The sequence below is a fragment of the Phormidium tenue FACHB-1052 genome, from assembly GCF_014696675.1.
GTDB lineage: Bacteria > Cyanobacteriota > Cyanobacteriia > Phormidesmidales > Phormidesmidaceae > Nodosilinea > Nodosilinea tenuis_A.
In genome coordinates this window covers 34,690-57,388 of record NZ_JACJQN010000023.1, presented here as the reverse complement: position 1 = coordinate 57,388, position 22,699 = coordinate 34,690, and the positions used below count along the sequence as shown (strand labels likewise).

Annotated in this window: 18 protein-coding genes and 1 pseudogene; 8 read left to right on the top strand and 11 right to left on the bottom strand. The window is 54.9% G+C overall.

The window, feature by feature from the left end; translation table 11 throughout:
* Positions 1-79: 79 nt before the first annotated feature.
* From H6G07_RS23670 to H6G07_RS23650, 5 genes are all read right to left on the bottom strand, one after another.
* Positions 80-2,125, bottom strand: a complete 2,046-nt coding sequence (locus tag H6G07_RS23670) for a calcium-binding protein (protein ID WP_073610763.1) — start codon at positions 2,123-2,125, stop codon at positions 80-82.
* A gap of 107 nt (positions 2,126-2,232) precedes the next feature.
* Positions 2,233-2,871 carry a VOC family protein gene (locus H6G07_RS23665; protein WP_073610764.1) on the bottom strand — a complete coding sequence of 213 codons (639 nt, stop codon included), beginning with the start codon at positions 2,869-2,871 and terminating at the stop codon, positions 2,233-2,235.
* A gap of 171 nt (positions 2,872-3,042) precedes the next feature.
* Positions 3,043-3,399 (bottom strand): hypothetical protein, encoded by a 357-nt coding sequence (locus H6G07_RS23660; protein WP_073610765.1) that lies wholly within the window; start codon positions 3,397-3,399, stop codon positions 3,043-3,045.
* A gap of 301 nt (positions 3,400-3,700) precedes the next feature.
* Complete coding sequence (locus tag H6G07_RS23655) at positions 3,701-7,894, bottom strand: WD40 domain-containing protein (protein WP_073610766.1); 4,194 nt, start codon at positions 7,892-7,894, stop codon at positions 3,701-3,703.
* A gap of 1,065 nt (positions 7,895-8,959) precedes the next feature.
* The gene (locus H6G07_RS23650; RefSeq protein WP_199312394.1) at positions 8,960-9,982 is read right to left on the bottom strand and encodes an IS701 family transposase; all 1,023 of its coding nucleotides are present in this window, start codon (positions 9,980-9,982) and stop codon (positions 8,960-8,962) included.
* 572 nt (positions 9,983-10,554) lie between these two features.
* On the opposite strand from H6G07_RS23650, the gene H6G07_RS26565 reads away from it, so the two are divergent.
* The 3 genes from H6G07_RS26565 to H6G07_RS23640 all read left to right on the top strand — a co-directional run bounded on the left by H6G07_RS26565 (position 10,555) and on the right by H6G07_RS23640 (position 12,193).
* Complete coding sequence (locus H6G07_RS26565) at positions 10,555-10,902, top strand: DUF6464 family protein (protein WP_338420727.1); 348 nt, start codon at positions 10,555-10,557, stop codon at positions 10,900-10,902.
* 438 nt (positions 10,903-11,340) lie between these two features.
* Positions 11,341-11,937, top strand: coding sequence for a ParA family protein (locus H6G07_RS23645; RefSeq protein WP_073610767.1), 597 nt, complete (start codon positions 11,341-11,343; stop codon positions 11,935-11,937).
* Positions 11,921-12,193 carry a hypothetical protein gene (locus H6G07_RS23640; protein ID WP_199312392.1) on the top strand — a complete coding sequence of 91 codons (273 nt, stop codon included), beginning with the start codon at positions 11,921-11,923 and terminating at the stop codon, positions 12,191-12,193. The genes H6G07_RS23645 and H6G07_RS23640 overlap by 17 nt, the downstream gene beginning before the upstream one ends.
* A gap of 84 nt (positions 12,194-12,277) precedes the next feature.
* Here H6G07_RS23640 and H6G07_RS23635 read toward each other — a convergent pair whose 3' ends face one another.
* Positions 12,278-12,523: a WGR domain-containing protein gene (locus H6G07_RS23635; protein ID WP_073610768.1), complete on the bottom strand. Its 246-nt coding sequence runs from the start codon at positions 12,521-12,523 to the stop codon at positions 12,278-12,280.
* Positions 12,524-12,612: 89 nt separating this feature from the next.
* On the opposite strand from H6G07_RS23635, the gene H6G07_RS23630 reads away from it, so the two are divergent.
* Positions 12,613-13,668, top strand: a complete 1,056-nt coding sequence (locus tag H6G07_RS23630) for a PDDEXK nuclease domain-containing protein (protein ID WP_073610769.1) — start codon at positions 12,613-12,615, stop codon at positions 13,666-13,668.
* A 174-nt stretch (positions 13,669-13,842) separates the two neighbouring features.
* Here the strand turns inward: H6G07_RS23630 and H6G07_RS23625 are convergent, their stop codons facing one another.
* The gene (locus H6G07_RS23625) at positions 13,843-14,034 is read right to left on the bottom strand and encodes a hypothetical protein (RefSeq protein ID WP_073610770.1); all 192 of its coding nucleotides are present in this window, start codon (positions 14,032-14,034) and stop codon (positions 13,843-13,845) included.
* Between the two features lie 338 nt (positions 14,035-14,372).
* Between H6G07_RS23625 and H6G07_RS23620 the strand changes: the two genes are divergently transcribed.
* Both H6G07_RS23620 and H6G07_RS23615 read left to right on the top strand, forming a co-directional pair.
* On the top strand, positions 14,373-14,846 hold the full coding sequence (locus H6G07_RS23620; protein WP_073610771.1) for a hypothetical protein: 474 nt from the start codon (positions 14,373-14,375) through the stop codon (positions 14,844-14,846).
* Positions 14,847-15,094: 248 nt separating this feature from the next.
* On the top strand, positions 15,095-15,616 hold the full coding sequence (locus H6G07_RS23615; protein WP_073610772.1) for a hypothetical protein: 522 nt from the start codon (positions 15,095-15,097) through the stop codon (positions 15,614-15,616).
* 14 nt (positions 15,617-15,630) lie between these two features.
* Here H6G07_RS23615 and H6G07_RS23610 read toward each other — a convergent pair whose 3' ends face one another.
* Together H6G07_RS23610 and H6G07_RS26560 are read right to left on the bottom strand one after the other, a co-directional pair.
* On the bottom strand, positions 15,631-15,963 hold the full coding sequence (locus H6G07_RS23610; protein WP_084173607.1) for a cupin domain-containing protein: 333 nt from the start codon (positions 15,961-15,963) through the stop codon (positions 15,631-15,633).
* Positions 15,964-16,320: 357 nt separating this feature from the next.
* Positions 16,321-16,782, bottom strand: a pseudogene (locus H6G07_RS26560) (SAM-dependent methyltransferase); the annotation flags it as partial.
* Between the two features lie 215 nt (positions 16,783-16,997).
* On the opposite strand from H6G07_RS26560, the gene H6G07_RS23600 reads away from it, so the two are divergent.
* A complete protein-coding gene (locus tag H6G07_RS23600; RefSeq protein ID WP_073610773.1) occupies positions 16,998-17,696 on the top strand; it encodes a Crp/Fnr family transcriptional regulator in 699 nt (232 codons plus the stop codon).
* Positions 17,697-17,966: 270 nt separating this feature from the next.
* Positions 17,967-19,229 (top strand): glycoside hydrolase family 10-like protein, encoded by a 1,263-nt coding sequence (locus tag H6G07_RS23595; RefSeq protein ID WP_199312390.1) that lies wholly within the window; start codon positions 17,967-17,969, stop codon positions 19,227-19,229.
* 90 nt (positions 19,230-19,319) lie between these two features.
* Here the strand turns inward: H6G07_RS23595 and H6G07_RS23590 are convergent, their stop codons facing one another.
* Together H6G07_RS23590 and H6G07_RS23585 are read right to left on the bottom strand one after the other, a co-directional pair.
* Positions 19,320-20,966 (bottom strand): hypothetical protein, encoded by a 1,647-nt coding sequence (locus H6G07_RS23590; protein ID WP_073610774.1) that lies wholly within the window; start codon positions 20,964-20,966, stop codon positions 19,320-19,322.
* 178 nt (positions 20,967-21,144) lie between these two features.
* Positions 21,145-22,674: a hypothetical protein gene (locus H6G07_RS23585; protein ID WP_073610775.1), complete on the bottom strand. Its 1,530-nt coding sequence runs from the start codon at positions 22,672-22,674 to the stop codon at positions 21,145-21,147.
* Positions 22,675-22,699 lie beyond the last annotated feature (25 nt).

Genomic DNA, 22,699 nt, shown 5'->3' with positions numbered 1-22,699 from the left:
CTTTTGTCTGTATTCAAAATTCATCTTCTGTTAGGAGGTTCATGCTGGGAGCTATGCCCCCGGCATGAACCAAGGTGGCTTAAACCACAACAATGTCGGCGTTGCTAATTGTCGGCGCACCGCTTAGGGTGGCCAGTAGCACCTGGGTATGGCTGCCGGTGCCATCGCGGTCAAAGAACAGCTCGCCGGAGGTGTTGTTGTAGATGAACCGATCGCTGCCATCGGCGGCGGCGGCACCCAACACAAACTGATTGGCTGAAATTGCCGCACCGGCATTTAGCCCACCGCCAAAGCCCGCCGCCCGAATCAGAATCTGATCGTCAGCAACGACAAAGTCAGTAATGGTGTCGCCCGCCTGATCTAAGTGGTCAAAGCGGAAGGAGTCGCTGCCCTCGTTCCCCGTCAGGGTATCTGCCCCCTTGCCACCGATCAGGGTATCGTCGCCCCATCCACCGAGCAGAGTGTCGCTGTTGACGCTGCCGACGAGGTGATCGTGGCCTGCGCCCCCGTCGATGGTGAGCTGCATGCGGTCTAAACCGAGGTGGTCGGCTTTGATTTGATCGTTGCCGTCACCGCCGAATACCAGCAGGCGATCGCTGGCATCGGCCCGAAAGATCGAAACGTCGGCGGTTAGCCCAGAGACCAATACATCGTGACCTGAGTTGGCGATGCGAATGACATCGTTACGGTCTGAACCCGCGACGGTAATGGTGTCGATTTCGCCATCGCCCCCAGCAGTGCCCGCAATGCCCAAATTTAGGTTGATTTGCTCAATATCGGTGCCGGTCAGGTCATTGATATTGATGGTATCGGCTCCCCCAAAGGCTCGGAAGTCTACCTGCTCCAAGTTGATGGTATCCATCACCACGGCACCGACATTGCGCAGGAAGGTGAATCGCTCGCCGTTGGCTAGCATGTCGATGGTTTCATTGGCACCGGAGCCGTTGAAGAGCATCGTGTCATAACCCGTGCCGCCATCGATGGTGTCGTTTCCCTCTCCAGGGTTCCAGAGAAACGCATCGTTACCAGCGCCCAGAAAAGCTTTGTCGTCGCCGCGCTTGCCATCGACGAAGTCGTTGCCGTCGCCGCCCAGCAGCGTATCGTCTTCAGCGCCGCCAATCAGCAGATCATCCCCTTTGCCACCATCTAGCAGAAGCTGCATCGATCCGGCGGAGAGATTGGTGGCATCAATGGTATCGTCACCAGCCAGGCCATTGACGACCAGCGGATCGCTCCCCAGATCGGCCCCCAAGATTTTGACCTCCGCCCCTAATCCTGAAACCGTAACGCTGCCTGGAACCCCGCTGATATTCAAAACATCATCTCGATTAGAGGCGTTGAGGGTAATGAGATCGGGTGCGCCATCCCCGGCGGTCGAGCCCAGGGCAGCCAGGTTAACTTCGACGGTCTGCAACCCGGCCCCGGTCAGGTCATCAATGGTGACCTCATCTAACCCCGACAGCGGGTTGATGACGAGGCGATCGCGATCGCCATCGCCGCCCGTAATGTCAACCTGAGCGGCTAGGCCTTTGACAGTGGTTTTACCAGCAACCCCGCTGACCTTGACGGCATCGCCATTACCTGAGCCATTGAGAATAACGGTATCGGTGGCCCCATCCCCGGCAGTTGAGCCAGCGGCGGCCAGATTGAGGTTGATCTGCTTGACGTCAGTGCCCGTCAGGTCGTTGATGGTAATGGTATCGGCTCCACCCAGGGCGTTGAAGTCCACCTGCTCCAGGTCGTTCGTATCCATCACCACGTTGGCTATGTCACGGAAAAAGCGCAGCCGCTCGCCCACGGCAGACATGTCAATCTGCTCATCAACATTGGCCCCGTTGAAGAGCATAGTGTCGTAGCCGTTGCCGCCTTCGATGGTGTCATTGTCTTCGCCGGGGTTCCAACCAAAGAGGTCGTCACCATCGCCTAAGAAGGCTAGGTCGTCGCCATCGCCGCCGAAAACCGAATCATCACCGGCACCAGCTACCAGCGTATCGTTGCCGCCGAGGCTGGCGATCAGGTCGTCACCATCCAATCCAAAAACTGTGTCGGCCTCATCGGTGCCGAGCAGATCGCCCAGGCCAGAGGTGCCAAAGTCGCTGTCGTTGCTACCCGTAATAAGTACCATGATCAAATTTCCCTGTTGTATGAATGAAAAGCCATCAATGTTGGGTGCGCATGCAGAAAATGGGGGATTCTCCGAACTCTAAATACGCTCTCAACGGAGTTACTTTTTTAAGCAGTTTTTGCTGCTTCCATCTGTTTCGCAAAGGCTCTACCTACTGCTCGATAGGTTTCAATCTGCGCTGGGGTTGCAGCCTTGCAATTTGCGGTATCCCCATATATCGGGTCTATATCTCGATGCCAACCGGCAAATTCAAGCATGATGCCGTCTGGATCTTTAAAATAGATAGAGCTAATCCAGGTATGTTCATTGATCTCCTCCGATGTCTGCATCGGCGAGTTGTCATGGTGCATGACCGGGCTAACCTCAACACCCTTTTCAATCAGCTTTTGCCGATATTCTTCGATTTTTTTCACAGGAATATTGAAGGCAAAATGATTCATCGAACCGTGGGATGAGGTTACGGAAATAGGATCGTTCAAAGCAGTTTCTAAGCTGAGGTTTCCGCGAGGATTTGAAATCCCAGCTTGTCGTTCAGCGGCTTCGGTGAACCAAAAAAATGCCAGGTATTCGTTTTCGCCTATGTCAAAGAAAAAGTGCTGTCCCATACCTGCCGGGAGGTCAAAAGCTATGGCAAGCTTCATACCCAGCACCTGGGTGTAAAAATCGACCGTGCGCTGCATGTCTCTGCATACCAGCGCGACATGGTTCAGACCCATAATTTTGAATTCAGAGTTTGTGTTCTTCATCGGATAGTTCTCCGGAATAGTTGTTGCCCCACAGTGCTGGTTGGGGATTCTGGTACCAAGTTTTTTGAAATACTCGTTCTGAACTTACGCGGTAAGGTTGGAGATCAGCAGTGCCCCCAGCCAGGAGGTGGGGACGCTGCTTAGGCCATGGGTCATCTACAGAACCACAACTTAGTAAGTGAAGACGAGTCCTAGATTTCCTCGCTGCAGTCCATAAAAATTGACGGTGCTTTTTTCAAGGTTTTCCTGCCGCAGCCGATCAAAATCGACCACGTTGGACTTATCTAGGTTTTCGCGACGGATGCGATCGAAATCAACCGCACTTTTCTCGAGGTTTTCCCGGCGCAGCTGATCAAAGTTAACCGCGTTAGATTTGTTCAGGTTCTCGCGACGAATGCGGTCGAAATCAACGGCACTTTTCTCGAGGTTTTCGCGGCGCAGCTGATCGAAGTCAACCGCATAGGCAATGGGAACAATCGCGATCGCAGCAGCAGAGGCAGCGAGTATAGACAGTGCAAAACGTTTCATAAATTTGGCTCCTTGGGGGCTAAATAAGTCAGTTCAGGTGTAGCTATCGAACTGAGTCATCTATCAGGTTGGTTCTACCCTAAAGGTCGAGGCGTTACTAAACCGTTCCAAAGCGTTCCAGCAGCGTTCTATCAGTTGAACTAGGGGTAAATGTATTGGCAAAAGGGCGTTTCGCCGTCACCAGTTCAATCCAGACAGTTCAGTCGGAATGTTGCAAAATCTAAATGTCCCCACATTGGAACGTTTTCAGAAGCTCCTAATTACCAAGCCATGGAGCGATGGGTATAGCTGTGGAGCTAGCCTATTGCAGCAGGGTTTGGTAAATCCGTTGAGTGTCGGCGCTGGGGTCAAGGCCCAACTCATCCTGCAAGACCTGCATGCACTGGTGGTAAATCTGAATGGCCGTGGCGCGATCGCCATTCTGCCGGTGAAGCTGCATCAGCGCTTGGTAGGTCGATTCGCGCAGGGGGTCGGTTTGCAGCAACAACTGGCCATAGCGAATAGCCTGGGGGTACTGCTGCTGCTGCTGAAGCAAATCAAGCAGCCGAGCTAGTGCCTCCAGATAGCGCTGGTGGAGGCGTTCTCGGGCCTGTGTTAGCCATTCGTAGTCTAGCTGGGGCAGCAGGGCACCGGTATAGTGGGCGATCGCCGCTTCCAGGTCATGCTGCTGATTAGATCGGGCTTCGGTCGGAGCAGTCTCGGCGCGGTCTAGGGCGGCTTCAAAGGCAGCCACATCAAGGCTAAAGCTAGATTCTGGTCTCCACTGCACCACCTGAGCCTCAATGTGCAAAAACGAGTCTGGCTCAGGCAGTGCCTGCCGCAGGTTGTAAAGATTCTTGCGCAGGGCCGTGCGGGCCTGGGCCTCACCTAGATCTGGGTAAAGGTAGTAGGTCATCTGCTGGCGGCTGTGGGGGCCTTGAGGATGAAGCACCAGATAGGCCAGCAGGGCCTGCGATCGCTCATTAGTGACAGCCACAGCCTCACCTTCGTAGCGCAGGCTAAAGCTATTTAAGAGCTGTATTTGTAGACTGGGCACCGGGAAATCGAGGTCTGAGGCGATTCCACTCACCTCTGGCGGCTCTGGGGTCAAGGCTGCGCCGATAATTGAGGACTCAGCGACAGGCCCTCTCCAGCCCAGAGTGGGATCGTAGCCGGTGAGGTGGCTGGGAAAGTTGACGGCAGTTTCCCAGGGCGAATCGCCCCCAGCGGGTTGGGCTGGTGCAGGGAGCGAGGCGTGATCGACGGCCCCTAATTCTTTGAGAACCGCCAGCTGACCGGTAGTAAGCCCTTGCACTCCGGCAATGGTCATACCTTCGTAGGGGCGCTCGGGCTGGAGCGATTGCACCTCCTCACCCGTGGCGCAGTGCCAGAGCTTAATCGTACCGTCGTTGCTGCTGCTGGCCAGAGTTTGACCGTCAGCACTGAAGGCGATGGACTGCACCTGGTTGGTATGGCCATTCAGGGTGCGGAGCAACGTGCCGGTTTCGATGTGCCAGAGTTTGATTGTAGAGTCGCCGCTGGCGCTGGCCAAAATCGGCTCTACCGGGCTAAAGGTAACTGATTGAACCTGGCTGCGGTGGCCCCTAAAGATCTGCAACAGTTCGCCGCTGTCGCTATCCCAAAGGCGAATGGTCTGGTCGGCACTGCCGCTGGCCAACCACTGGCCGTTGGGGTGCCAGGCGACGCTAAGCAACCACTTGTCGTGGCCCTGCAACAGTCGAATCTGCTGACCAGTCTCGGTATCCCACAGCCTCAGGGTTTCATCATCCCCGGCACTGGCTAATAGGGGCTGCACTGGGTTCCAGGCCACTGAGCGAATCGTGTTGGTGTGACCCGAAATCACCCGCAGGCATTGACCGGTCTTCACCTGCCACAGACGAATGGTGCCGTCGGCACTGCCGCTGGCCAGCCGTTGGCTGGTAGGCTCCCAGGCCAGAGACCGCACAGAGTCGGTGTGCCCCCGCAGGATTTGGCTAATTCTTTCTCTCTGGGGCTGGGCGATTGCACTCACATCCCACAGGCGAATGGTTTTATCGGTGCTGCTGCTGGCCAAGGTGCGGCCATCGGGGCTGAACCGGGTAGCGCGCACCCAGAGACGGTGGCCCACCAGCGTGGCCAGAGTTTCCCCGGTTTGCCGGTGCCAAAGGCGCACCAAGCCGTCTAGGCTGCCGCTTACCAGCCAGGGCTGATGGGGGTGAAAGGCCACCGAAAAGATCTGGTTGGTAAAGCCGCGCAGAGTCTTAAGGCACTGGCCGGTCTGCACGTCCCAAAATTTGAGGGTTTGGTCGTCTCCCCCGCTGGCCAACTGCTGATGGTTAAAGGCCAAGGCCCATACCCAGTCGTGGTGGTCTTGCAGGGTGCGCAGACAGGTGCCCGAAGGTATCTGCCAAAGTTTGATCGTCTGACCAGCGCTGCTGCTGGCCAACAGATCACCATCAGCGTTGAAATCCACGGCGAGAACAGGGTGAGAATGACCCGTTAAAATCTGGTAGCAGGTGTGGGTGGCCACATCCCATAGCCGAATTGTTGTATCTGAGCTGCCGCTCGCTAAGGTTTTACCGTCAGGGTGCCAGGCCAGGGTCCAAACGCGATCGCTATGGCCCTCCAGGGTAGCTAGACAGGCTGCCGTCGCCGAGTCCCACAGCTTGATAGTGCGATCAGAACTGCCGCTGGCCAGATAGCTGCCGTCGGGGCTAAACGCCACCGCCCGTACCGGCGACCGATGCCCAGGTAGGGTTTGCAAAACCTGGCCAGCGTGGGTATCCCAAAACTTAATCGTGCCATCGTGGCTACCGCTGGCCAGCCATCCCTGGGGGTGAAACGCGATCGCCTGCACATAGTTGGTGTGGCCCGAGAGCGTTTGCATCAGCTGGCCGGTAGCGACATCCCAGAGGTGAATCATGGCATCGTCGCCGCCGCTGGCCAGGTAATGTCCGTCGGGGCTAAACGCCATCGCCTTGACCCAGTCGGTGTGCCCCGATATGGTCAAGAGCAGTTGATCATCAGTCAGTCGCCACACCCGCAGATCCCCACTGCTGTCCCCGGCGGCCAGCAGCGTGCGGTCTGGGCTATAGGCAATCGATAGAATGCTGCTAAAGGTCTGGCTAAAGACGGCATCGATGAACTGGCTCTGGGTAAAATTGACCCGGTGCAGCGTGACGTGGGGTAAATACGCGTGGCGCAGGCTGAGGTAAGAAAAATCGTAGCCAGTCAGGTCAACGCCGAGATGGCTGCAGAGATTGATTAGATTGCCGCCCCCATAACCCGGCATCTGAGCTTCGCAGCGGCGCAAAACCGTTAACAACAGCAGGATTTGCTGCTCCTGGGCCGCTTCAGCGCTAAAGGCTTGGCTAAACTGACGGGCGATCGGCTGCAAGATTAGTCGCAGCTGACTGTCGCGGAGATAGTCATTGACTGTGGTTTTGATCAGGGCGTGACGCAAAAACAGCACCAGATCGGCACTGGCCAATTCGTGGGTAATCTGCTCAATCAGCCGATCGCTCACGTATTCCATCACCACGGGCTGCTGGCTGTAGCGCCCCGCCTGGGTCTCAATCAGGCTTCTCCCCCGCAGCGACTCTAGCGCCTCTAGGAGCTGAGGCCGAGAAACCGCAGGCTGAATATCGGCGACCAGCTCAGAAATTGAGGTCCAATCGCGGTTGATGGCGAGCCAGTACATGACCGTGCGCTCTAGCTCAGCCAGCCGCCGAAATTGCTGATCGAGAAGCCGCTGCAGACCGTTAAAAATGACGGTGTCTTCGGCCAGAAACCCCGCTATTTCTCCATCGAATAGACTCTGTATGGAGTTGGCGACAATTTTTAAGGCCAGGGGGCTGTTGCCGTAGCGATTGGCCAGCAGGCGCTTTTCTTCGGTTGAGCCGGCCAACCCTTTAGCCTCGCTCAGAGCCATAGCTGCCTCTGGAGAACCCGCCAGCAGCTGCGATCGCACCGGCAAGCCACTGCCTTCCAACGTGCCCACCACAGCGGGCTTCTCTCGACTAGTCAGCACCACACAGCTCTGGTGGCGCGTTTCTGCCACGAGCTGTAGCAGGTCGCCATAGTCTTCATAACCATCGCAAAAATAGCCAGCCCGCTCCCCTTCGTGTAAAAGGGTTTCCATGTTGTCGAGCATCAGCAGACATCGGCTCTGCCGCAGCCAATAGAGCAGCTGTTTTAGCGTGCCACGGGTGTCGCGCTGGCCAGAGACAAACCCCACCAGATCTTCGAGCAGCTCATCAAGAGTTGGAGCATGACGCAGCGATCGCCAGATAATCCGCTCAAACGCACAGCTTTGAGATTCGACTAAGGTTTCTATTAGCTTGGCCGTTAAGCTAGTTTTGCCCATGCCGCCCATCCCCAGCACCGCCACCAGGCGACAGCTATCGTCAACCACCCACTGCGAAAGGGTAGTAATCTCTGTCTCGCGCCCAAAGAAAACCGAGACATCTGGAGCCTCGCCCCAGTCAATAAGAGGGATCAGGTGAGCGTTTTCCAAAATGGTGGCCTTGCGATTCAGTTAAAACTGCTAAATCAGTAGCCTAATTCTGTCATTGCCTTGTAGATAGCCGATATCCACCTGCTTGAAACTATGGGGTGTGCATATCAGCAGGAAAAACCTCGCTACGAGTTATGTTGATTTCCAGTGTATAGAGGGGGAAAAAGGAAGGGTGTATTCTGATGGATAAAGCAAAATAACCAATGAAGGAATACACCATAAATGACGATAATCTTATTGCATTGTCCGCGAGCGAGACAATCGAAACGTTCAGCGACAAACCTCAGCGAGTTGCCAGGTTTTGTTCTAGCGGCTGATGTGGGCATAGATATCTCGGTTTAACTCTAGCCGCGATCGCAAAGATTATCTTTACAAACCTCATCAACCCGGAACCATTTCGGTCTGGTGGAAGGAAAGCTAAGGCTCCGGCACTTGGGAGAAATTCCGACCAAGCTGCTTAGTTGCCCTGCGCCGCAACCATGCCGCAGCTGCATCTCCTGCGAAAACCCTCTCTACACAAAGCATCCAAGTCAATCAAGCGATTTGGCTGCGACTTGGTCGGCAGAACGGCGACATCAGGCTTTGAGACAACTGGCACAAGCCAGCACGTTAAACTAAGCCGCTGTCGTCTCAACGGCTCGTCTTCAGAACCAGACGTGAGAGTTTCCCTTCATCTAGCTCCTCAACAATGCAATGCCTTGACAAGGCAGACCTCCTCAAATCGCTTAGCTCGACTTTATCCAATCAAGGGGCATGGCAGAGTAACTCGGTCCAGGTATCGAAGATAGAGCGAGGGACTTTAACGTAGTCAGCGTCATCTCGTGATGTCTGAAAAAGTCGGGAAGCCCACAAATAGCGGCGGACAAAGGCCAAGGCATCGGCAAAGGTCGGGCGTTGCTTCGTGTACCAAGCGGTTTGAGATAGGGGGAATGCAAATTGTGGGTGCAGACGCTGAGTAAGGATCACGACGAGGGAGAAGAGTGCGAGTAGGGCAGGTGTGGTGCGTAGGATAGCTAAGTCAGCCCACTGTCGCTGGGTTTCGACACCTAGATGAGCCCGAACTTTCTAGCAAGTGACTTCGACTTGCCAGCGTTGCCGAAACCACTGCAAGATTTGAGCGGGGGTCTCCTCCAGATGCGTAGAGAGAAAGGCCTGAGGCTCTAACTTGCCCAGGGGGTCACGCACCAAAACCCATCGAATGGGGACAGGGGGCAGTCCGGTGTGACACCACACTGCGGTTTGGGAGACCCACCCTAAGGTGTCGGTTTGATGACCATACCAGCCCTCCAGGGTGAGGGACTGCCAGCGGGTTGTGGAATCCTCCAACCGGGTTTTTAGGGTAGGTAAGCGTTGCCCGACTTTGCGAGGCCGGCCCATGGTGTGGGAACTCCGGGGCGGAGCGGGTTCATAAAGGGCGGCATCTAAGCGCAGTCGAGTGATGACGTGAACCGGATTGGGCCGATGGCTCACGGACCACAAAAAGTCTAGAGCGGCGAAGCTGCTGTCGGCCACCACCACAATGAACCGATTTCCCAACCAGCGCCGGACTTGAACCAGCATCTGCCTGGCCCAATCGGTCAAGGCTTTGTGCCGACGCCCGTGCTGATGGTTATAGCGTTCCGAAGGCGCAAGCACGGTCAAAAAGGGTAAGGCCCAGACTCGCTGTGCCCAGGGAATGGGCACCAACAGCATCAAGCTGAGCCAACGCAGTCCACTGGTCTTGACGAAATGCTCCTCACTGGAGCGCACCGCATCTCGATAGATCCCCCGCGCTGCAATCCGCTTGCCCCACCGTCGTGCAATGGTGTCATCCAGACCCATCACAACGACTCCTTCAGCTGCAAAGGTGCTCACCAACAGGGACAACAACCGCCGACTCGCCTGCCGGGAAGACCAGACGGCTCGATTCAGCACCCGGTGATAGCGCTGAAATTGAGGCTCGTCAGCTAACCCCATCACTCGCAAAACCTGGCTCACCGTCCGTTTCCCAGGAGCCAACACCGCTCCCATCACCAGCGTTAGCGCTTGAGGCCACACCCGCTGTGAAAACAAGGGCGCAAACGCTATCATCATCGACATGTATTCCATTGCAGCAAGCTCCTCAGACCCTCATCTGAATTCTGCTTGCTGCTTTCCTGTTTGGATCAAAATGGATAAAGTCGAGCTAACATCCTCAACACGCCTTTGCCAATGAGAGTTTTTATTGACCACTCAAATGCTTAATCGATTAATCAGGTAAGCGGCCAGGCTTTCGGCAGCGAAAAGACTATTTGTTCTGGATGATCGATTAAGCAGGTAAGTGCTTGTCCTACTCAAAACTAAGGCTCCGGTTGGGCGATCAAGATAAGGTCCTGGTCAGATATCCATGGATTTAATAGTGGGCTACCCAACCCGGCCAATGCTTTAGGGTGTGCCCATTAAATAACCCCCAGTGCACAAGGCACCGGGGGCAGTTTCGTTATATGAAGTTAGCTATAAGTTGACTGTGTTAGAAGGAGCGGCGGCTGCCTTCCCTACAGTGCCTTAGACCCAAGGCCGTGGGCAAACTTCCTGGTCATATTCATCAGAACTTGGTTTGCACCCAAAGTCCCTCAATCTTCCGGTAAACTGTGACCCCCGTCACTTACAGAACTCAAAAGTCCCCAATAGCAAAGCCTGACATGGGTTCCGAACTAGGTGAGGGCTCTAAAATTGGCCTAGCGATTCGCATAGACAGTAGCTGTGCCTTAGCAATGATCAACGTTTCTTTCAACCTCTCCCCTACGCGGCAATGCCGGAGCTGTCGTTTCAACGCGCGCAGTCCTTACCTGGTTTGTGCGGTGCATCCAACTGGGCCAGAGCAGCAACGATGCCCCGACTTTGAGTCGTGCGCATCTGTTGCCCAGCGCCCTAGGGGCAGCTCACAGCAGGTCTCAGCCATAGAGCCTGAATGGCTGAGGTTCTGGGGCCCGTCAGAAGATGAATGGCTAGCCTTCTGGGAATCAGAGGATTTGGATGAGGGCGACTAAATTTCCAAGATTTCGACAGCAGCTTTAGATGAATCCTCTACAATCTACCCTCTCCTCCACCGGAACCGCCGATCAGTTGCATTAACCCATGGCACTTGCTAAGGACAGAGTACAGCCTAGGCGATCTCTACCAAACTTTTAGTTAAGTGGTTAATCAGTTAATCGATTGAGCGATTAGTCAATCAACTCTAGAATGAGTGACATCGCTCAGATCAGATTGACCTACCCTCTACTGTTGGCTGTACGCGCTACAGCGAGTTCCCTAGCACCTCAGCCCTATTCTCAAAATCAATTGACCGATTAACTACTGATCCGCTTAATCAGTTAACTGATTAAGCGTTTATTCAGCCCATCGATAAAGCGATAAGATTTGACTGGCTAGTCAAGCGATTAAACAATTAGCTGATTAGCTGGCCAACTGATTAATCGAATAAGCATATGATTATTACCGTTGCCGGATTCAAAGGCGGGGTTGGCAAAACCACCACTGCCGTGCACCTGGCCTGCTACTTTGCCAAAAAGTCTGACAAGACGTTGCTGGTAGATGGCGACCCCAACCGCTCATCCCTTTCTTGGTCAAAGCGGGGAACACTTCCTTTTCAGGTATGCGGCCTGATGTCGGCGGCAAAAGCTTCTAGAGGCAAAGAGCACGTCATTGTCGATACCGAGGCTCACCCCGACGAAGACGAGCTACAGGCATTGGCCGAGGGGTGCGATCTGCTGGTGCTGCCTTCCACCCCCGATGCCTTGGCCCTAGAGGCCTTGCTAGCCACCGTCGATAACCTACAAAACCTGACCTCTTACGGGGTGGTGCTCACGATGGTTGACAGTCGCAAAAAGGGCACCGCTACCCAGGCCAAAGAAACGTTTAACCGATTAAGCATCCCAGTGTTTAATCAAATGATTAGGCGCTTAACCGCTTATGAGAAAGCGGCCCTAGTCGGGGTGCCTGTATATGAGACGGGCGATCGCTTTGGCCGCATCGCTTGGGGAGAGTACGAATCACTAGCGAAGGAGATTGAAAGCCGTGCCTGATGCCGCAAACATGTTTGACCGATTGGCCCAGAAGCGAGAAAAGGGGAAAGCGGCTCCAATCCCGGAAAAGGAACCGAAGAAACAGCAGCGCAAAGCCACCGGCAAGCGCTCTGACCCTAACTACATTCAGGTGGGGGCCTACATTCCCATTGAGTTAAATAAGAGCGTGAAGCGGCTACTGGTGGATGATGATAAAGACTTCTCAGATTTGGTAGCCGAACTGTTAGAACAATGGGTGCAGAAAAATAATGCTTAATCAGTTAATCGATTGGCTGATTAATCGATTAATCGACATTTAGAGTGGTCGCCGTCTGGACATCATGAGATGTATGCCTGACCTCTAATTCAGCACATACCCTCGATAGCGACGACGTTTGAGGATATCCTGTATCAGCCGATGGCCTTCTTCAAGGTCGGCGCATAGGGTTTCACACTGGCCACCCTTGCCCGTTCGGCGTCCACCCCACCTGCGCAGCAGTACCCACTCACCAAATAGGTTCTGGCGTAGAGCGCACCAGTAATAGCGATCGCCCCGCTGCCAGAACAGCTCCTGCCATTGGTCTGGGTCATAGCTTAGCTGGGTCATAGCCTTTACCGTCCCGATCAACAAAAGCCCTATAGCTCGTTGCCGTCTTAGCCTGATAATAGGGTGCCTGCAAACGGAGGAAAAGTCCCTTGCCGCCAGACAATTCTCTATTCCCTGCCGATAATTATGACGTCTTTCTCAAAGACCTCAAAACACGCATCCGTCAAGCGCAGGTACAGGCAGCTCTCGCTGTTAATCAGGAGTTGATCATCCTGTACTGGCAGATGGGGCAGGAAATTCTCGCCCGTCAGCAGCAGGAAGGATGGGGGACAAAGGTCATTGACCGCCTCGCCAAGGACTTGAAGCGGGAGTTCCCCGAAATGAAGGGGTTTTCACCGCGCAACCTCAAATACATGCGGGCGTTTGCCGAAGCTTACCCAGACCAGACAATTGTGCAGGAGGTGCTTGCACAAATTCCCTGGTACCACAATCAAGCTCTATTAGATAAGTTAAAAGCCCCCGCTGAACGGCTCTGGTATGCCCAAGGCAGCCTTAAGAATGGCTGGAGTCGGAATATTCTCGTCATGCAGATAGAATCCAACCTATTCCAGCGTCAGGGCGGTGCTATTACCAATTTTGAGCGCACCCTACCGCCTGAACAGTCCGATCTCGCTCAACAACTGCTCAAAGACCCCTACAACTTCGACTTTCTCAATCTGACATCCGCAACCCAAGAGCGAGAGCTGGAAAAAGCCCTGGTTGAAAGAATCAGAGATTTTCTCTTGGAGTTGGGTGTTGGTTTCTCCTTCGTCGGCAGCCAGTATCGCCTGGAAGTCTCGGGCAACGAGTACTTCATAGACATGCTGTTCTACCACCTCAAGCTGCGGTGCTATGTGGTCATTGACTTGAAGGTGACAGAATTTCGGCCTGAGTACACCGGCAAAATGAACTTCTACGTCGCGGCGGTGGATGACCTGCTGCGCCACTCCGATGACCAGCCGACTATCGGCATTGTGCTGTGTAAATCAAAGGATAAGACGATTGCTGAATATGCCCTACGCAACGTCAACACCCCGATCGCTGTCACTACCCACAGCCTGCCAGATCAACTCAAGGCCAACCTACCCACTATCGAGCAGCTAGAAACAGAGCTAGATGCGGTGGTGACTGAACTGTCAGAGGGGAGTGAAGCGGTTGAACCGTGAACTAACCAAGCTGTCTTCCGCGTCGATTTCGGTCACCCCAAACGTGTTTTCAGATGAACGATTAAGGTACTTCAGCTCCTCAACTTAGGTCACCCTACCAGGCCTAATAATGAGCTGGTGAGAACTCCCAATAAATGACCTGACCTGACCTAAAGTGCCACCCATCTGGCCACGTCAGTTGGCTAACCCGCTCGAAATCGTGGCTCCGTTGAGATTACCAATGCTCAGCTGGCCATTGGCAACCGCTAATTGAACGCTGGCGAGTTCACTGGCAATGGTCTGCCCGACCGCATTTTCAGGGTCGCTGATGGAGATGGAGGCGATCGCAAGGCTGGTATTTTCAGCAGCCGTTAGCAGGGCCGGCACCGTGTTGATCGGCGCATCGTTAGCGCCTCGACGGCGGTGGTGATATCGGCTACGGCACTGGGGGCTGGTGGGTACCCTGCCTTGCCTGAAAACTGTGCACGACTTGCTCGCTGGCTCCTTTGGCCGTGCAGGTGGTCAGAGTAGAGGTGTCTGCGGGAACCTCGTCTACCTTGCCGATGGGCCAGGCCCTGTGGCTGCGATCGCACTCCCCAACCCGCTACGGCTGAGCCTTTTAGCGCTAGCACCTACTCAACGACCTGAACATCGGTCTAGCGGCAATAGACATACGCCGCGCAGATGCTTACGATCGGCAGTAGCGCCTCTAAAATTCACGCCCAATGCCCCCAACCCTGAATGAACCCCTTTCCATCGAAATTTTTGAACAAATCAAAAGCAAAGCAGGCGCTCCCTTTGACAACACCCATCGAGCTGTGCTGACACTGACTGGAGCGACCTACGTCCAAGGGTTTGTGGTTTTGAATAACGGGCAGTATGAGCCGATCGAACACGCTTGGATTGAATTGGGTGACGATATTATCGACCCGACGCTACCGCATATAAATAAAGCCCGGCAAGACATCTACTACTTTCCTGCCCAACGCCTCAGCATCAAGGCTTTAAAAGCCTCTGTTGAAGAGGCCCGGGAAGATTACCCAGACGATCCTCCACTGCCGATTTATGGTGCTCCGCCCTACGAGTATTACGGTGACGTGATGCTAGGGGGAAAAGACTACGTGAATGCTTATCAAGCAGCCGAATTAAAGAGCAAAGAACTCAAGGCAGCTAGAGCAGAACGCAAACAAAAACCCTGACGTAACCATATTTATAGCCCACCTTAGACACCATGCCAGGGCGGCATTGGGCTTTCCTATCAGAATCGCGTGACCCTGACCAAATCGTAGCAATGTAGGCATAGCAGAGCCAGAGGCTCGATTGCATTCGCCCTGCTAAATCGGCGATAGTCAAGAAGGATTTAGGATCAAAAGTCTATCAACCCCGATCACTTGTGAGAGTCCCCAGCCGTTTCGAGTGATGCCATCTAGCGTGAGGTGACCCAGTGATGAAACAACTACCATCCCTGCTGCTGGTTTTGATCATGGTGCCCGTGGGCTTGGCCTGCACCCCAGTGGCCGACCGGCCCCAACCCCCCTCATCATCGGTGCTGAGCGACCCTGCTGATAACCCCACACTCCCGGCGATTGATCGATTTACCCTCGACGAACTGTTTGCTCAGGATGGGGGTGGCTGCGGCATGACGCTGTGGCACCGGGAGGATGGCCTGCGATCGCCGGAATATCTCTTCTTTAACGGGCTGGCTCAACCCTCAGCCGATGCTGTGGCCCTGATGAAACTCAATGGCGAATTTATCCGCTTTCGCCGCACCGCCGCATCGGGGAATGAGTTTTATGGCCAACAAACCTCGCAAACCTTTACCAGCCCAGATGACGCCATTAAGCTGCACGTTGATGTCACCCAGGGTGAACCGGGAGAAATTGAGTCGGTTTCGGTAACAGGCACCCTGCAACTTCAGCAAAACGGCGAAACGACAGAAATTCCGGTGCTAGGGGACGCGGGTTGTTGAAGGTTGGCCTTGACCTAGGGCTTCGACAGGGTGAGCAAAAAGGCCAGGTTTGCGATCGCCTTCAGAGCATGGGGCGCGTTGGCGGGCATCACAATAAATACCCCCGGCTCTAGGGCAATATCCTTGCCCTCTAGGGTCAACACCCCTTGGCCCTCGAGGCACTGAACAACGGCATTGCGGGTGGAGGTGTGTTCTGAAATTTCGGTGTCTGCCGCCAGGCAAAAGAGCGTGTATTGACAGACCTGGTCTTGCAACAGCACTTTGCTCAACGTGCCTGCTTTAGGATACTCAATGTGCTCTTGCAGATGCGTAAAAGTTGGCTGAAGCGAGAGAATTGTGGTTGTCATAGTGACCTTCAAGAAAGAACATTGGCCCTGGGGAGAATGATTCAGTTTTGCAGCGCGCAGGATGATGTAGCCCAGGTCGTCGCCGTACTCGGTAAACACCCGTCGCATCGCCAAAATGCGCTGCCGCATGGGCGGATGCACGAGCACATTCCAGCCCAGGCTGAGCAAGGTAGCCAGGCCTTCTTCTTGGATGATGCGCAGCGGGTTGAGCAGGGCTATGGGGCCAGTTTGGTGCTGCTGCACGGTTAGACCCGCCGCCTCAGAGGCCGCTTGCCAGCCCGCCTCGCTCAGGGGGGCGGTGTTGACGCGAATGGTGGTGGCCAGCTCGCGGTAAATGTCGTCAATGCGGGCACCTTGGGCCAGCATTTCATGGCTGAGAAACTGGCCGCCGGGTTTGAGGCGATCGCCCACCCCCTGCAAAATTTTGGCCTTGGCGGGGGCCGACTGCATCGACAAAATTGCCTCGCCCAGCACGTAGTCAAACTGCTCAGGAACTCGCTCTAGGTGAAAAATATCGCCTTCGCGGATGTCTACGCGATCGCCCAGGCCCGCTGCGGCTACATTGGCGCGGGCGCGAACCACACTCTCAGAATTTTTTTCGATCCCGACGACCTTGACGCCGTAGCGCTGGGCCAGGGCGATGGCGCTGTAGCCAAAGCTGGCGGCCAGTTCTAGCACCGTGTCACCGGGTTGAAAGTCAACCCAGGTGAACAGCGTTTCCGTGGCTCCCCGCCCGCCGGGGCGCAGGATCTTTTTGCCTGCTGCGGCTAGCACCTCATGGCCAGGAGCGGTTTTGAGATTGAGCGGTGGTGCCGTCATAGCGTTGACCAGAAGGGGATGTCTCCACTGTGGCAGAGTCGGCTTGGGCTGGTTATGAGGTAGCTCATAAACGCCCTAAAAGGTGGCGCTCATTTTCTCCAATTCTTCAAGATGCTTGTGTTACAGGGCTTAGGGGCGATCGCAGCTCGTCCAGCATGGAGCTAGAGAATCGGTATAGTTGAGTGAGGCCCGACGTTCTCTGAGTTACCTCACCCATGCCGGTCGATGCCCAGCAGCTACAGAAAATTGGCCTATTTAAAGACTTAGACCTGCCGCTGCTGGCGCAGCTTGCCACCCACAGCCGCCTCAAAACCTACGCCACCGATGAGACCGTCTTTCAAGAGGGTGATGCCCTGCCCGCCTGCCTCTACCTACTGGCAGCGGGTTCGCTGCGCTTGACTAAAGTCTCTGAGTCAGGCAAAGAGACGATCTTGCGGCTGCTGGGGGCCGATGAGGTGTTTGCGGCCCCGGCCCTGTTTGGCGATGGTCAGGCTCCGGCCACCGCCACCGCTATGGAGCCGATTGCGGTGCTGACCATCGAGCGAGACGCTTTGCTGAGGGGGTTTCAGGCAGCGCCAGAGCTAGCGCTACACCTGCTGGGCATCTTCAACCAGCGGCTTCAGCATCTGCACAACCGAGTGCATGGCCTGGTGTCAGAACGGGCGATCGTGCGGTTGATTCACTACCTGGAGTATTTTGCCGCTAGCGCCGGTACGGAGGCGGTGCCCGAGGGGCAACGGCTGCGATCGCACCTCACCCACTACCAAATCGCTCGCAGCATTGGCATCACCTACGAAGAATGTGTGCGCCTGTTCAAACAGCTCAAGGGCGCGGTGGCCTACCAGCGGGGCGGTAACATCACCATTCTTGACCCCGATCAACTTACGGCCATCGTGCAGCGCCAGGCCGACTAACCCGCCCTTGGCCAGACCCCTGGCATAGGAGACCGATGGCGACGGCGCAATGAACTCGCAGAATCTTGGTTGGGTTGGCTGCGATCGCGCCCCCAGCACCTTCTCGCCATCACGTCTCCTCCCGCCAGGAGCGCCTAGGCCATTTTCTAAATCGTTTCTCAAACCGGTGTACCAGTTGAATATCAGGCTGACAAGTTCAAAAAATCAAGCCGAAATATTGGCAATTGGTAATGAGTATAAAAACGCCCACAGGGCTATCTGGGAAATGCCATGAGACGGTTTTGCTATTTGGGCCTCGCTGTATTGACCGCCCTAGGGATCTGGGTCGCTCAAGGTGCGATCGGGTTGTTGCCAGCGCAGGCTATTGCTAACCCACCCGCTGAAATTCGGGGAGTCTGGCTGACCAATGTCGATAGTCAGGTGCTTTTTTCAGAGCAAGGGGTCAGAGACTCGCTACAACAGCTCGCCACCAACCGTTTTAACACCGTCTACCCAGCGGTGTGGAGCTGGGGCTATACCCTCTACCCCAGTCAGGTGGCGGAACGAGCGACGGGCTACAAACAGGGTCTCTATCCCGACTTAGAAAACCAGGGGCGCAATGAGGCTCTAGAAGCAGCCCAGGGCGATCGCGACCTGCTGCTCAACCTGGTGCAAACCGCCAAAGACCTCGGCCTCACCGTGATTCCCTGGTTTGAGTTTGGCTTCATGGCCCCGGCCAACTCACCCCTGGCGCTGCGCCACCCCGACTGGCTGACCCAAAAGCAGGGAGCCCTGCCCGCTGCGAGATTAGAGCAGGAGGGCAGACACCCCCGGGTGTGGCTCAACCCGTTTCACCCAGAGGTGCAGCAGTTCATGCTCGACCTGGTGGCCGAGCTGATGGCCAACTACGAGGTCGATGGGCTACAGCTCGACGATCACTTCAGCCTGCCGGTGGCCTACGGCTACGACCTCTACACCATCAACCTCTATCGCCAGGAGCACCGTGGCCAGGCCCCACCCGCCAACCCCTACGACGCCGAATGGACGCGCTGGCGGGCCGACAAAATCACCGCCTTGGTCGATCGCGTGTTTTGGACGGTCAAAGCGCGACGCCCCAGCGCGGTGCTATCGGTTTCACCCAACCCGGCCACCTTTGCCTATACCCACCACCTCCAAGACTGGCCCCGCTGGCGAGAAAAGGGGTACATCGAAGAGCTAGTCGTTCAGATTTACCGCGATAACCTGGCCAGCTTTCGCAACGCCCTCCGCGATCGCGCCCTGCAGCAGGCCCGTCGCCATATTCCCACCGGCATTGGCATTCTCAGCGGCTTGAAAGATCGCCCCGTGCCCATGGCGCTGATTCAGCAGCAGGTGCAGACAGCCCGAGGCATGGGCTTTGCTGGGGTCTCATTCTTCTTCTACGACACCCTGTGGACGGTGGCGGCGGGCGAAACCAGTAGCGATCGCACCCAGGCGATGCAGCGCCTGTTTGTCACCCCCCGGCAGCGCCCCAACGTTGCCCACAGCCCCCGGCCAGCCCCGGCTAGCAGCTAAACGGGGCGATCGCCAGGGCGGCATCCGTACTCTGCACCGATTGCCGAGAGCACCCACACCACGACCCATCTCCAGAATTATCACTACCCATCACCACGGCAACGCAGAATCGGGGTTAGGGCTGAGGGGTAGAGGCTTGCAAATAAACGCCAGGATGTAAATTTGGTCAGCCGCTGTGGAGGTAGTTTTCGTTTGGCTGGGTTCCTGCGAAACCTGACTCGCTTGGGGCAGGCTAGGGCGCATGACGGCTTCCTGCTGAAGCCGCAAAAACGCCTTTGACGCAATGGCCTGAGAAATTTCGGGGTTCCTATCCACTGGCTGTAGCGGTTTCTTCAAGGGTAGATTCACTGATTCAATAGGCCGTATCGACTGGAGTTGCGTCGTATTCAACGAGTTGACCTTAAGCGCTCGAGCGTCCACCTTCAGGGGTTGAGCCACCCCCGATTGAGCGAGGTTCCCTGGGGCTACGTTGGGTTGTGCCGTTTGGGCCAAGATGGGATAGGCCAGGTCAAGCGAGGTGACGGGGCTGGCGACCATCTTCATCATCACAGGGGGGCGATCGAGATGATCTAAGTAGCGCTTGCCCTTGGGAAAATCAGTGGGGTCAATGAAGATATCGGGTCTAGGACGCTTAGGGCCAATCACTACGGGCGTTTTTGGGGGGAAAGGGTTGGGGGGTGTCGGGGGTGTGGGCGTAGGTGGTTGAACCCGGCGCTTCACTGTAATGTTGCGGGCAAACACCACGGCACTGACATAGGCCGGACATTGACCAGCAGGGGGCGTATTGCCGTTAGAAAGCTGCCGCGAGCGATCCATAAACCGCCAAAAACGGGCTTTAAACAGGTCAGCATCCAGCCAGGTTCGCACGATCGCAGCCGAGCTAAATTCCAGCGAAATTGACTCAATATCTGAGGTTTGGAGGTCAGCGGCAAGGCGCGATCGCAACTCTGCAGGAGCTGCTTTAACCATCGCGTCTACCTCATCTCGGGTCAGATTAAAGGTTTGCCAAGAACCTGACGCCAACGCATTCATCGGCGAAAAACTGCTGGGATAAAATTCTACTCCATCCACATCGGTCAGAGCATTAATGTTGGGGTCAAATTTGCTGTTCCATTCTCCCCATGTTCTGTGGGGGTTTTTGGCTCCTAGGCGGCTGCGTATCTCTTGAGATTGCTCTACCTCTTGCTTAAATCCTTCATTCACCCAGCGGTTCTCTAAATCACGGAGCTGTTGCCGAAGCCGAGGTTCTTCTACTCTAGCCCAGTGCTCTTTGAGAGTGAGATCAGTTGTGGTTTCGCCAGTGATTTTGGCTGAGTTGTAATACTCCTGGAGCACAAACCACTGATCACGGAATTGATGATAGGCTTTCACCGCTGGGCTCTGCTCTGGCCAGCCATCGGCACCAGCAACACTTAAAAACTGCACAGCTCGCTGGTACTGAGCTTCTTCTTGGGCCGTGCGAGTAGACTGGGCCAATTCGGTGTCATGCCCACCTAAAACATCGCCATAAACATCCCAGAGATAGGAAGCTTCGACGGGCTGCCATGCCTGTCCATTGGGAATTAAGTTGACCAGTAGTGAAAATTCTTTTAGCCGAGACACATTGAAATTTTGCACAAAACTCAGGTCATCCTGGGTATATTGCAGCGGTGTGAGGGGAAAGCTGAGAAACGTATTGTCACCCCCAAAAACATGTTGGGCCTTTTGAGTAAGGGCCAATTGAGCGATCGCATCCATAGTTTTTCCTTAAGTAAAACGAGTTTAAGATCACGGGCCATAGTTAGGGCAGTGGGTTATCCAACAGGAGGAGAGGAAGTAAGATTTAAAGATTGAGATTTGAGCGAAATTAATCACTCAAATCTCAATCTCAATACCCAAAACCTGTCTACTCTCTCATCTCGTCACTCCCCACAAATTAGATCCACTTCTCGATGTTGGCCAATGGATTGGGCGACTTAGGCAGAATATGGCACTTAAAGCCAATTACCTGCATCCCTGGCACCTTCATGGTTTGGCCATCAAAGGAATAGCCGTGCTTGGAGGTAGTTTCGCCCAGGCTGGTGCTGCGTTTGTGGGAGCCACCCAGGTTAAAGGGGCCGAGGGAAAGAGCACCACCACCATTGGCCGACGACCGCTCGTACTCAGAGAGGTAGTCCGAGAAACCGCTGCTTTGGCCGAGGGAGAGTTCCAAATCCTTAATCACCACCATCGACGTGGGGTAAGCCGGAATCAACCCCTTGGCCGGGTTGCCGCCGTCGCTCACCATTTGCGATTTAGAATCGGGGTTGTTTTGATCAAAGCGCCAGGTTTTGCTGTTCAGGAAGGACGTTTTGAACCAGGGCCGAGTCACCATCACCTGGGCAATCTTGAACGACAGCCGGAAGCGAGTACTGTCAAATTTCACCTTCGATTCGTAGGAGGAGCTAGTATTGCTGCCGCCGCCGCCACCGCCCACGGTGAGGAAGCCAAGGCTGAAACCACCACCCGCCTTGGTGCTAGAGGATTGGGAGGCATACTTAGAGTTGCTATAGCGGTTGTAGCGGGCGGAGTTAAAGGTAAACTGCGTCCAACCCGAGGCTCGGGTAAAGTTACCCGGAACGACCGACGTGAAGTAAAAATCGCTGCCTGAGGCCAAACTGGTGAGCTTCGCCTTCAGCAAATCATCGCGATATTGATCCTTCAGCAGCGACATATCTCGCTGCATCACTTGATCGATAAAGGCGTTAATTTGCTCGTAGTCATTTTTGTAGCCGTTGGAAACCCAATCGGCCAGCGCTGCCCGCACCCGATTGCGTAGAATGTTGGCGTTCATCGCCCAGTAATGCACATCCTCAGGACGGCTAGCTGCTAGAGCAGCGATGCGGCGGCTATTATACTCCAGAGCAGCGGCTTCGTAGTTAGCCATTTTCTCTTGATAGAGTTTCACAATTGGGCCATCTTCGGTGATTTCCCGTTCGCGACCAAATAGGTCTGTCTCAGTGCGGGTTACGTTTAGAAGGCCTCGAAATTGTTCAATACGTTGCTTAATATCAGCAGGCAATTCTGACTGCATGACCTGACTCATCCGCAGGACATATTCGTAGCGTTCAGAGAGCGTACCCTCATTATTCATTACGCTCAGGCGGGTGAATTGCTGGTTGTTAAGCTTGGCCAAATCGGGGACAAAATCGACCATGCGGGCAAAACTTTCGGCCTGCATATAGAGCCGAGCAGTATCGGTTGCCCTCAATTGATCGAGAAGCTCTGGAGTGATTTCCGGAGTTTCAGTTTCAGTACCTAGATTTTTAATGGCAGTTTTATTGACAATGCCAGTTAGGCCCTGGCTAAGAAAGTCAAAATCATCGGCTTCAATGGGCATACCAGGTGTTGACCAGCTAAAGAAGTTGTCTTCCGAAGCAGGAACATTATTATCACCACTGGTTAGCACATCGTATAGGCTAGCCATAATTGAATTGGCTAAAGCACTCGGG

Bases quoted from the DNA above. Each gene is read 5' to 3' on its own strand.
- H6G07_RS23610 (WP_084173607.1), bottom strand. From the start codon at position 15,963: ATGACAACCACAATTCTCTCGCTTCAGCCAACTTTTACGCATCTGCAA.
- H6G07_RS23585 (WP_073610775.1), bottom strand. From the start codon at position 22,674: ATGGCTAGCCTATACGATGTGCTAACCAGTGGTGATAATAATGTTCCT.
- H6G07_RS23660 (WP_073610765.1), bottom strand. From the start codon at position 3,399: ATGAAACGTTTTGCACTGTCTATACTCGCTGCCTCTGCTGCTGCGATC.
- H6G07_RS23645 (WP_073610767.1), top strand. From the start codon at position 11,341: ATGATTATTACCGTTGCCGGATTCAAAGGCGGGGTTGGCAAAACCACC.
- H6G07_RS23595 (WP_199312390.1), top strand. From the start codon at position 17,967: ATGAGACGGTTTTGCTATTTGGGCCTCGCTGTATTGACCGCCCTAGGG.
- H6G07_RS26565 (WP_338420727.1), top strand. From the start codon at position 10,555: ATGGGTTCCGAACTAGGTGAGGGCTCTAAAATTGGCCTAGCGATTCGC.
- H6G07_RS23590 (WP_073610774.1), bottom strand. From the start codon at position 20,966: ATGGATGCGATCGCTCAATTGGCCCTTACTCAAAAGGCCCAACATGTT.
- H6G07_RS23620 (WP_073610771.1), top strand. From the start codon at position 14,373: ATGCCCCCAACCCTGAATGAACCCCTTTCCATCGAAATTTTTGAACAA.
- H6G07_RS23670 (WP_073610763.1), bottom strand. From the start codon at position 2,125: ATGGTACTTATTACGGGTAGCAACGACAGCGACTTTGGCACCTCTGGC.
- H6G07_RS23650 (WP_199312394.1), bottom strand. From the start codon at position 9,982: ATGGAATACATGTCGATGATGATAGCGTTTGCGCCCTTGTTTTCACAG.
- H6G07_RS23615 (WP_073610772.1), top strand. From the start codon at position 15,095: ATGAAACAACTACCATCCCTGCTGCTGGTTTTGATCATGGTGCCCGTG.
- H6G07_RS23600 (WP_073610773.1), top strand. From the start codon at position 16,998: ATGCCGGTCGATGCCCAGCAGCTACAGAAAATTGGCCTATTTAAAGAC.
- H6G07_RS23635 (WP_073610768.1), bottom strand. From the start codon at position 12,523: ATGACCCAGCTAAGCTATGACCCAGACCAATGGCAGGAGCTGTTCTGG.
- H6G07_RS23665 (WP_073610764.1), bottom strand. From the start codon at position 2,871: ATGAAGAACACAAACTCTGAATTCAAAATTATGGGTCTGAACCATGTC.